The organism is Sinomonas sp. (assembly GCF_036848755.1).
In the GTDB taxonomy this organism is placed as follows: Bacteria; Actinomycetota; Actinomycetes; order Actinomycetales; family Micrococcaceae; genus Sinomonas.
This window is the reverse complement of record NZ_DAIUJO010000107.1, coordinates 1-9687: the sequence shown is the minus strand read 5'-3', so window position 1 is coordinate 9687 and position 9687 is coordinate 1. Positions and strand designations below refer to the sequence as shown.

10 protein-coding genes are annotated in these 9687 nt (G+C 70.6%); 2 read left to right on the top strand and 8 right to left on the bottom strand.

The genetic code is table 11. From position 1 onward, the window contains the following. Positions 1 to 2: 2 nt before the first annotated feature. The 5 genes from V7053_RS15035 to V7053_RS15015 all read right to left on the bottom strand — a co-directional run bounded on the left by V7053_RS15035 (position 3) and on the right by V7053_RS15015 (position 5255). Positions 3 to 770, bottom strand: coding sequence for an SDR family NAD(P)-dependent oxidoreductase (locus tag V7053_RS15035; protein WP_334173078.1), 768 nt, complete (start codon positions 768 to 770; stop codon positions 3 to 5). A gap of 16 nt (positions 771 to 786) precedes the next feature. Continuing rightward, positions 787 to 1776: a 3-hydroxyacyl-CoA dehydrogenase family protein gene (locus V7053_RS15030; protein ID WP_334173077.1), complete on the bottom strand. Its 990-nt coding sequence runs from the start codon at positions 1774 to 1776 to the stop codon at positions 787 to 789. A gap of 16 nt (positions 1777 to 1792) precedes the next feature. Then, positions 1793 to 2728, bottom strand: a complete 936-nt coding sequence (locus V7053_RS15025) for a sugar phosphate isomerase/epimerase family protein (protein WP_334173076.1) — start codon at positions 2726 to 2728, stop codon at positions 1793 to 1795. Between the two features lie 92 nt (positions 2729 to 2820). Continuing rightward, a complete protein-coding gene (locus V7053_RS15020) occupies positions 2821 to 3756 on the bottom strand; it encodes an NAD(P)-dependent oxidoreductase (RefSeq protein WP_334173075.1) in 936 nt (311 codons plus the stop codon). After that, positions 3753 to 5255, bottom strand: coding sequence for a four-carbon acid sugar kinase family protein (locus V7053_RS15015; protein ID WP_334173074.1), 1503 nt, complete (start codon positions 5253 to 5255; stop codon positions 3753 to 3755). The genes V7053_RS15020 and V7053_RS15015 overlap by 4 nt, the downstream gene beginning before the upstream one ends. A gap of 213 nt (positions 5256 to 5468) precedes the next feature. Here V7053_RS15015 and V7053_RS15010 point away from each other — a divergent pair, with 213 nt between their 5' ends. Beyond that, positions 5469 to 6182 (top strand): FadR/GntR family transcriptional regulator, encoded by a 714-nt coding sequence (locus V7053_RS15010; RefSeq protein ID WP_334173073.1) that lies wholly within the window; start codon positions 5469 to 5471, stop codon positions 6180 to 6182. On the opposite strand, the gene V7053_RS15005 is transcribed toward V7053_RS15010, so the two are convergent. Genes V7053_RS15005 through V7053_RS14995 form a run of 3 tightly spaced genes read right to left on the bottom strand, consistent with a single transcriptional unit; the run spans position 6179 to position 9232 of the window. After that, positions 6179 to 6955, bottom strand: a complete 777-nt coding sequence (locus tag V7053_RS15005; RefSeq protein WP_334173072.1) for a triose-phosphate isomerase family protein — start codon at positions 6953 to 6955, stop codon at positions 6179 to 6181. The two genes, V7053_RS15010 and V7053_RS15005, sit on opposite strands and share 4 nt — an antisense overlap. Position 6956: 1 nt before the next feature. Continuing rightward, the gene (locus V7053_RS15000; protein ID WP_443022630.1) at positions 6957 to 7415 is read right to left on the bottom strand and encodes a ribose-5-phosphate isomerase; all 459 of its coding nucleotides are present in this window, start codon (positions 7413 to 7415) and stop codon (positions 6957 to 6959) included. Positions 7416 to 7465: 50 nt separating this feature from the next. Then, positions 7466 to 9232 (bottom strand): dihydroxyacetone kinase family protein, encoded by a 1767-nt coding sequence (locus tag V7053_RS14995; RefSeq protein ID WP_334173071.1) that lies wholly within the window; start codon positions 9230 to 9232, stop codon positions 7466 to 7468. Between the two features lie 164 nt (positions 9233 to 9396). Between V7053_RS14995 and V7053_RS14990 the strand changes: the two genes are divergently transcribed. Then, the coding region (locus V7053_RS14990) for a hypothetical protein (RefSeq protein ID WP_334173070.1) at positions 9397 to 9687 on the top strand (291 nt) is incomplete at its 3' end.

Below are 9687 nucleotides of genomic sequence, written 5' to 3'. Positions count from 1 at the left end.
GGTCAGTGCATGTAGAGCCCGCCGTCGACGTTCAGGGTCTGCCCCGTCACGAAGCCGGCGTCCTCGCTGATGAGGTACGCGATGGCTGCCGCGATGTCGCGGGGACTCCCGATGCGCGGCAGCACGCCGTCGGCCGCCATCTTCTCCTTGCGCTCCTCGGTGAGGGTGCCACCCATGATGTCCGTGTCGATGGGACCGGGGGAGATGACGTTGACCGTGATGCCGTCGCGCCCGAGTTCGCGGGCGACGCTGCGGGAGAAGCCGATGATTCCGGCCTTCGCGGCCGAGTACGGGGTCTTGCTGTAGGTGCCGCCGCCGCGCTGCGCGGAGACGGACGAGAGGCTCACAACCCGGCCCACGCCGTTCTTGACCATGGATTCGACCGCCCGGTGGGTTGCGTAGTGCACGCCGTTCAGGTTGATGTTCAGCACGCGGTTCCATTCCTCGGGGGTGACCTCGAGGTAAGGGACCGGCGAGGACACGCCGGCGAGGTTCACGAGTGCGACAACCTGCGGGAGGGCGCCCTCGAGCTCGTCGAACGCTGCGCGCACCTGTTCCTCGTTGGAGACGTCGGCGCCGGCTCCGGCCGCCTGGACGCCGTGTTCGAGCGCGATTTCCTCAGCGACGCGCTTCGCGGCCTCGGCATCGATGTCGATGATGCCGATGTTCCAGCCGCGCTCGGCGAGGTAGTGGGCGGAGGCGCGGCCGATCCCGCGGGGTGAGGCTGCGCCCGTGAGGATGGCGGTGCGGGCTTCGGGGAAGGCTGTCATTGCGGAGTCTCCTGGGTCAGTTTCCGGGTTCGGTGGGGGCGGCGTGGATGGGTGCCGGCCCGAGCTCGTCCATGAGCTTCTTGATCGCCACGTATGCCTTGTTGCGGTAGGCCACGAGCTCGGGGATGCGGTCGGCGGGGACATCGAGGTAGCCCGCTCCCGACTTCGTCCCGAACTTGCCGGCGTCCACGAGTTCGCGCAGCGACTCGGGCGTGGCGAAGCGTTCGGGCCAGCGGGTCTGGAGCGAGGCGTAGCAGAATGCGTAGACGTCGAGCCCGGCCATGTCTGCGATGGCGAAGGGCCCGAAGGCCGGGAGGCGGAAGCCGAACGTCGTGCGGACGATCGTGTCGATGTCCTCGGGCGTCGCGATGCCCTCCTCGACGATCTGCGTGGCCTCGTGGAACAGCGCGTACTGCAGCCGGTTGAGCACGAAGCCCGTCGCGTCCTTGACGCGCGCGCTCTCCTTGCCCGTGGAGGCCACGATCTCCTCGACGAACGGCAGGAGACCCTCGTCGGTCCCGGAGTGCGGGATGAGCTCGACGCCCGGAATGAACGGGGCCGGGTTGGAGAAGTGGACGCCGAGGAAGCGCTCAGGCCGCTCGACCGCCGTCGCGAGGTCGGCGATCCGGATCGTGGACGTGTTGGAGCCGATCACGGCATCCGGGCGAGCAGCGGCGCTGATGCGCCGGAGCGTCTCGTGCTTGATCTCGATCTTCTCCGGCACGGCCTCTTCGATGAAGTCCGCGTCTGCGACGGCGTCCTCGATGGACGGTGCGGGAGAGACGTTCGCGCGGATCCGTTCCTCGGCGTCGGCCGGGAACAGGCCCTGCTCGGCGAACTCGGCGGCCTCGGCGAGGAGACGGTCGTAGTTCTTCCGGGCGATCTCCTCGGAGATGTCGGCGATCTTCACGGTGGCGCCGGCGAGGGCCAGGACCTGGGCGATCCCGCCTCCCATGTAGCCCGAGCCGACGACGGCAATGTGGCGTGCAGCAGGATGTGCACTCATGTCTTGGGGTTCCTTCCTAGGCCTTGGGCAGGAGCGAACGGATGTACTTCTGGTTCGTGGCGCACACACCGAGGCTGTCTCCGCCGTACTGCTCGGTGAGGATGATGCCGTTGAAGCCGAGCTTGATGGCGTCGCGGAAGACCTGGCGGTAGTTGATGAGGCCGGTTTCCATGGTCGACGGGACGGACGTCGCCCAGCTGCCGTCGGCCGCTTCGTCGCGCGTGTAGTTCTTGACGTGCCAGTAGTTGGCGTAGGGGAGCGTCTTGGCGTAGAGCTCCCGCCAGTCCTCAACGGGGCGGTGCAGGCGGATGAGGTTGGCGACGTCAGGGTTGAGCCCGACGTTGTCGAGGCCCACTGCCTCCACGAACCGCACGGCGCTGTCGGCCGTGCCGAGGTACGTGTCCTCGTACAGCTCGAGCGAGACGGGCAGACCGACCTCCGCGGCGTGCTTGCCGAGCTCGCGGATCCGGCTGACAGCGAGTTCCCACGTCTCGCGGTCGTCTGGGTCCTTCGGCCCCTCGGCCGTCCAGAACCACAGGGCCTTGCGCTGAGCGTCGCTGAACGGCTGGTGCAGCCCGGTCGAGAAGACCTGCATGCCCCATTCGGCGGCGGCGTCGATGGTCCGGTGGGCGTACTCGAGGTTGCGCTCTTCGTGGCCGGGCATGATCACGCTCTGCCGCTGGAGGTGGACGGAGGGGATGCTCACGCCGTGGGAAGCGGCAATCGCGAGGAATTCGTCCCGCCGGGAGGGCGAGAGGTCGGCGGGCCGGACATGGCTGTCGGCGAGCTCTGCGAGGCTGAATCCGACGTCCTCGATCTGGGCGAACATGTCATCCCAGACTTCCGGGTCGGCGTCGTGCATGTTCACGCCGGCGGCGTCGGTGGGGGCGAAGCCGTGGAGGCACGTGGCAATGGGCCAGGTTTCTGCGGTGTAGTGAGGATTCTCCGGCATGATGCTCCGTTGCGTGGGTTGGTCGATCTTCCCTGATCGTAGATCCTATAGGATATAGAGTGAACCAAGTCACCGCCCAAGTCAAGCTGACGTCAGGAGGCGGGGGCCGCCTCCCGCAGCTCCGGAGCGAGGACTCGTATGACGGCGGAGTCGTCGTCCGCCTCGAGGCCCATGGCCTGCCCGAGCAGGAAGAGCTGCTCGGCGGCGGCGGCGACCGGCGTCGGCAGGCCCGCCGTGCGGGCGGCCCGACCGACGATGCCGAGGTCCTTCACGAAGATGTCGAGCCGGCTGAGCACGGGTGCGCCGCCGTCGTCGTAAGCGCTGAGCATGCGGCGACCCCGGTCGCCGAGCATGAACGAGCCCGCCGCCCCCGCCGTGAGGGCGTCGAGCGTGCGCGCCCGGTCGAGCCCGAGCGCGTCTGCAAGCGCGAGCGCTTCGGCGGCGGCCGCGATGTGGACGCCGCACAGGAGCTGGTTGACCGTCTTGAGGGCTTGGCCGTCCCCAGCGCGGTCGCCGACGACGGAGAGCGTCGAGGCGAGCAGGTCGAGCACGGGTCGGGCGCGTTGGAGCGCGGCCGGAGGTGCCCCGACGACGACGAGCAGGTCGCCCTTTCCCGCCCGCACCGGTCCGCCAGAGAGAGGCGCGTCCACGAGGTCGACGCCGAGCTCGGCCAGACTGCGCGCGGCGCCGCCGACGGCTTCGGTGCCGACGGTGCTCGTGAGGATCACGACGGCGCCGCGCGCGAGTTTGGGGGCCACGCCCGCCTCGCCGAACAGGACGTCCTCGAGCTGTGCCGCGTTGCGGACCGCGAGCAGGACGGCGTCTGCGCCGGCGACGGCTTCGCGCGCGGAGCCGAACGTCGCAACGCCTGCGTTGCGGGCGAGTGCGAGGCGTTCCGCGGAGATGTCGAAGCCGTGGACGGTGAGTCGCGTGGCGAGCCTCGTGGCCATCGGCAGGCCCATGGCGCCGAGGCCGAGGACGGCCACCTGGTAGCCCTCGGGGGCGGGGTGCGTGCTGGGCTCGGTCATCGATGAGTTCCTTCTGATAGCTGGGCTTCGCGGCTGAGCTTGCCGACGACCTCGGCGAGCGAGGCGTCGTCGCCGACGTTGCCCGCGAAGACGACGTAGGGGATTCCGAGGGCCGGGCCGTCCATGGGCTCCCAGAGCGAGACGATCCCCGGGAGCATGGGGCCCCGGACGATCGCATGGCGGATGCCGAGCCCGTGGGCCGCGACGTCGGAGGAGGTGATGCCCCCCTTGGCCACGACGAAGCGGGGGCGCACCGCCGCGAGGGTCTGGCGCACGACGTCGACGAGGGCCGCAGAGACCCGGCGGGCGATCGCGAGGCTGCCCGCGGCGTCCTCCGCCGTGACGAGCGCGCGGCTCGTGTGCACGACGACGTCTCCCGTCGCGAGCGCCGCGGCGACACGCTCGGCCGTCCCGGCCACCTGGGCCTCGTCGCCTGCCAGGACGCGTTCGACATCGAGTTCGACGACGTGCGCGGACGGGAGGCGGCGCAGGAGGGCCTCGAGCTGGCGGGTCGTCTGCCCGACGTGGGAGCCGACGACGACGAGGCCGCCGCGCTGAGGGGCGTCTCCGCCGAGGGCTTCGGCCGAGGTCAGGGGGGCACGTACCTCCTGGCCGATCCGGCCCCGGACGAAGGGCGGCCCGACGCGATAGACGAGCTTCTTGCCGCGCCGCTCCGCCTCCGCGAGGCCGAGCGCGAGGCGCCGGAGGTCGTTCTCGGTCACGATGTCGACGGCGATCGGGGTGCGGCCGGCGGCGGGCTCCAGGGCGTCCGCGATCGCAATCGCGCTCTCCTCTGGCGTCCCCGTGCGCAGGATCGCGAGATCCAGGACGATCACGCCGCGCGCGGGATAGCGTCCCGCGGACTTCTCGTCGACGTACTCGGCCAGGCTCGAGCTGGCGTACCCGAAGGTCGCATCGCGGGCGAACTCCGTCTCGGCGACGGGGGTGAGCGTGCCCGTGCCGTTGCGGGTGTAGTGCGTGCCGCCGATGGTCACGCGGCCGGCGTCGGGAAAGGCGGGGACGATGACGACGCCGTCGGTGCCGAGCCCCGCCTCTGATTCGAGCGTCTCGGCGATCGTGTCCGTCTCGAGCGGGAAGTGGCCTCGCAGGGTCGAGTCGCTGCGGCTCGTGAACGCGAGCTCGAGGTCCAGGTCGCGGGCGGCGGCGAGTGCGTTGGTCACCACTTCGCGATTGCGCTCGGCCGCCTCGCCGGGATCGAGGCTGCGCGTGTTCGTGAGCACGTAGACGGCGGCCGGGCGCCCCCCGTCCCCGGGGTGTCCGTCCGCGGGCCCCGGCGCCCCGAGGCCGAAGGCCCAGCGGAAGTCGTCAGGCTCCCATGCCGTGAGGACCGGCAGGTCGGCGACGGACTGGGTTCCGGTCGGGTCGTCGTCGAGCACCACCAGAACGCGGCCCGAGGCAGAGACCGCCTGGGCGACGAGGTCGGCGGGAACGGGGAGGTCGGCGGGGAAATCCGCGAGCAGCTCTTCTTCGAGGATCACAAGCACCTCAGGGTGAAGGGATTGGTAAGATGTCTGACATATCGTGACATGGGCTGGATCACAGCGCAAGGACGCCAGGCCCGAGACGGCCAGACCCCAGACGGCCGGGACCCCAGACGGCCAGACCCCAGACGGCCAGGCCTGAAACCGCCAAGCCTGAGGGGCGCAGGCAGCGGGGGACTTAGACTACGAGGGGCAAGGGACGGAGGACGATTGGCTCGCAAGTCGCTCGTCGGCGAGGTCGCGGATGACCTCCTGGACCGCATTGTGGGAGGCGAGTTCCCGCCCGGCGCCCTCGTCCCTGGCGAACTCGACCTCTCTGCCCAGCACGAGGTCAGCCGCATGACGGTGCGGGAGGCGATGAAGACCCTCGAGGCCCAGCGGATCCTGAGCGTGCAGCGCGGCCGGGGGACGTTCGTGAACCCCGTCGAGCAGTGGAACTCCCTCGACGCGGTGCTGCGGGCAGCCTCCGCGGCAGTCGGCAACGACGTGGCCGCGGTGCAGCTCATCGAGTTGCGCCGCATGCTCGAGACCGGCGCCTGTGCGCTCGCGGCCCAGCGGATCACGCCAGGAGACCTCGAGCGCCTCCGCGTGTGCCTCGGCGAGATGCAGGCTGCCCACGACGAGCGAGGCGGCCTCGATGAATTCGTCGCGGCGGACCTCGCATTCCACGACGTGATCCTCGAAGCCTCCGGGAACGTCTTCCTCACGGCCGTGTTCCAACCGCTGCACCGGGTCCTTGCGGCGCGCCGGGCGGAGACCTCGAAGGTGCCCGAGATCCAGGCCCATGCCATCGCCATGCACGAGCGGGTCCTCGCAGCCCTCGAGACGCGAGACCCGAGGTTGGCCCGCGAGGCCATGGACGAGCACATGACCCAGACCCTCGATGACCTGGCGACCTTCGTCCAGCACCGGGCTCCCGTCTAGCGCATCCCCGCGGCCTCGACGGCCAGGACCTCGTCGAGGATCTCGCCCAGGGCCTCGACGCGGTGGGCGAACCGGCCCAGGAACAGCCCGTCGACGTCGTCCGCAATCGCTCTGAGCATGCCCGGACGCGCGCTCCCGCCGTAGATGACGCGAGAGCCCGCGAAGTCGGAGAGTGAACCGAGATGCCGGCGAAGCCCGCCGCAGACGGCGCGGATGTAGTCCGGCTCCGCGGGGGCCTCCGCGCCGATGGCCCATTCGGGCTCGTACGCGACCGTGATCGCGCCGTCTCGGCCCGCTGAACGAGCGGTGGAGAGGGCGTCGTCTATCTGGCGCACGCATTCGCGCACCGCCGCATCAGGCTCGACGCGCTGTGCCTCGCCCACGCAGAGGATCGGCGTGAGTCCGTTGCGGAGCGCGGCGTCCGCTTTGGCGCGGATGACGGCGTCGGTCTCGCCGAAGAGGCGGCGGCGCTCGGCGTGGCCGACCTCGACGAGCCGGCAGCCGACCTCGGCGAGCTCCGCACCGCTGACCTCCCCCGTGAACGCGCCCTCGTCCTCTGTCGCGAGGTCCTGGGCGCCGACGGCGGCGACATCACGAAGGATGTCGACCGCCGCAGGCACGGAGAGGTAGCTGGGGACGACGAAAAGCTTCACCGCGCCGTCGCGCACCGCCGGGTGCGCACGGGCGAGTTCAGCGACTGCACTGCACCACGCGACAGTCCGCGCGTGGCTGAAGTACATCTTGAGGCTCACCCCGACGAGGTAGGGCGGCACCTCAGACGCCCTCGTAGGCGCAGAGCTCCTGGACCTTCTCGTTCGAGGGGCTCGACTCGTCGAACTCGTACGTGAGCCATTCGCGCACGTTGCGGCGGGCGAGTTCGAGCCCCACCACGCGCTGGCCCATGCAGAGCACCTGGGCATTGTTCGAGAGCACGGAGCGCTCGACGGAGAACGAGTCGTGGGCCGTGACGGCGCGGATTCCGGGAACCTTGTTCGCCGCGATCGCGACGCCCAGACCCGTACCGCAGATCAGGACGGCGCGGTCGGCCTCGCCCCGGGCGATGATCTCGGCAGCGCTGGTCGCGATGGTCGGGTAGTTCGTGTGGCCCTCGGCGGTGACGCCCACGTCGGTGACGGACGCGACGAGGTCGCTCCCCTCGAGGTCCTTCTTGATGGCTTCCTTGTACTCGAAGCCTGCGTCGTCCGAGCCGACGACGATTCGCCACTGGGGCATGATGCCTTCCTTTCCTGCTGGTTTTACTGGCCCTACTGGCCCTACTGGCCCTACTGGTTCTCTCCCTGCTGCGCGAGGTCCGCCCGGTCCGCGGGGGCGAGGCGCGAGGCGACAGTCGTCACGATGAGGGCGAGCGAGACGGCTCCGGGGTCGGGGACGCCGAGGGCCTTCTCGCCGTGGGACCGTGCACGTCCGAGCCCCGGCATGAGGTCTGCCGTGCGTTCGGCGGCAGTGTTCGCGGCCTCAGCGGCGGCTCGCCATGCCTCGGAGAGACCGGCCCCGCCGTCGACACGCTCGGCCAGCGTCTCGGCGAAGGGCACAAGGGCGTCGACGAGGGTCTTGTCGCCCACGCTGGCCTTGCCGTAGGACCGGACGGCGTCAGAGGCCGCGAGCACGCCGGCGCTGATCCCTTCTGCCGAGACGGGCTCCGTGTCGCCGAGGCGCCCCCCGATGGTCCGGAGGATGACGCCCCACAGTGCGCCCGACGTTCCGCCCGCACGGTCCGCCCACGCGTCGGCCGCGCGGGAGAGCAGGGTGCCGGCTCCGGCCCCGAGCTCGACGAGCGCCGCGGCTTCGGCGGCGGCCGCGCGAGCGCCCCGCTGCATTCCGATCCCGTGGTCGCCGTCGCCCGCGATGGCGTCGATACGGCCGAGCTCGTCCGCGTGCTCGTCGATGGTCTGGCGGGTCGCATCGAGCAGTTCGGCGATGATCCGCGCCGCCTCGCTCGAAGCGGCAGACGCCGAAGGCACTCCCGCGCGCTGGTTCGTGTCGGCGTCGTCCGCCGTCGGCGAGAGGGCCGCGTGGTCTACCGCCCCGCACCGGAAGGCCGGGGTGTCGGCGGGAGCCAACCAGAGCCGCTCGAGCTCGTCGTCGAGCCATAGGAGCGTGAGCGAGACGCCCGCCATGTCGAAGCTCGTGCAGAATTCGCCCACCTGGGGGTCGACGATCGTGAGGCCGGCGGATTCGAGGAGGTCCGCGACCCGCGCGTACACGACGAAAAGCTCCTCGGACTTGACCGAGCCGAGCCCGTTGAGGACCGGCACCACGCGCCCGCCGGCCTTGGTGGCTCCGGCGGGGATCTCCGCGTCGGCGAGGAGCTGCTCGACAAACAGCTCGGCGAGGCCGTTCGCAGTGGGGATGTCTGTCTCGTCGAGTCCCGGCTCCCCGTGGATCCCGAGGCCCACGGCCATGCGCCCCTCGGGGACGGTGAAGAGCGGCTCGGCGGCGCCGGGCATCGTGCAGCCGGTGAAGGCGACGCCGAGGGAACGGGTGCGATCGTTCGCGAGTCTCGCAACGCGCTCGACGCCGTCGAGGTCGTAGCCGAGGGATGCGGCGGCACCCGCGACCTTGAAGACGGTCAGATCGCCGGCGATGCCGCGGCGCTTCGTGGCCTCCTGGGGAGGGGCGGAGAAGATGTCGTCCGTGACGGTGACCGTTCGGCAGTCGATCCCGTCGGCCCGCAGTGCCTCCTGGGCCTCCGTGAAATGCAGGACGTCGCCTGCGTAGTTCCCGTAGCTGAGGAGCACCCCCCGACCGCGGTGGCTCGCACGCGCGACGGACTCGACCTGATGCGCGGAGGGCGAGGCGAAGAGGTTCCCCATGGCGGCGCCGTGGGCGAGGCCTGGGCCCACGAGCCCGGCAAAGGCCGGATAGTGGCCGCTCCCGCCCCCGATGACGACCGCAACCTCGGGCTCCGCGGCCTGGGTCGAGCGGGTCACGCCGCCGTAGACCTTGCGCACCCAGCGGCTGTTTGCGCGGACGAAACCATCCACCATGTCATCTGCGAAATCGGCCGGTTCGTTCCAGAGCCGTGTCATGAGCTGCTGCCTCCACTCTGAGTTGCTTTCACCCCGATCCTATAGGATATAGGAGTCTGGGGAAAGGGCCGCTGCGGAATGCCTGCCTCGTACCATTCTCTCCACGTCAAAGGGCGTGCGCTCCTGTGACGGCTGACTCGATGCGCAGACGGCACTCTGGAGTCATGGCCCTCACCGTGTTCCGAGCGACCTCCTCTGTTGCGCCGTCAGCTCCGCAGGGTCGACACCCTGCGGAGCTGACGGCGCAACGTGCTGCGGCGCGCCATGCTCGGTGCGCAGCCGCGGCCGCGGGGGTCGGCGTCGCCGCCCACCTGCTGATGGCGGGCGCCGGGGGACCGATGGCGGGCGCCGGGGGACTGATGGCGGGTGCCGGGGGACTGATGGCGGGTGCCGGGGGACCGATGGCGGTGATCGCCGTCGTCATGGCCATGGCCTGCTCCCCGTGCGCGTGGGGC

Excerpts from the sequence above, each read along its gene's own strand:
- V7053_RS15035 (WP_334173078.1), bottom strand. The coding sequence starts at position 770 with ATGACAGCCTTCCCCGAAGCCCGCACCGCCATCCTCACGGGCGCAGCC.
- V7053_RS15030 (WP_334173077.1), bottom strand. The coding sequence starts at position 1,776 with ATGAGTGCACATCCTGCTGCACGCCACATTGCCGTCGTCGGCTCGGGC.
- V7053_RS15025 (WP_334173076.1), bottom strand. The coding sequence starts at position 2,728 with ATGCCGGAGAATCCTCACTACACCGCAGAAACCTGGCCCATTGCCACG.
- V7053_RS15020 (WP_334173075.1), bottom strand. The coding sequence starts at position 3,756 with ATGACCGAGCCCAGCACGCACCCCGCCCCCGAGGGCTACCAGGTGGCC.
- V7053_RS15000 (WP_443022630.1), bottom strand. The coding sequence starts at position 7,415 with ATGCCCCAGTGGCGAATCGTCGTCGGCTCGGACGACGCAGGCTTCGAG.
- V7053_RS14995 (WP_334173071.1), bottom strand. The coding sequence starts at position 9,232 with ATGACACGGCTCTGGAACGAACCGGCCGATTTCGCAGATGACATGGTG.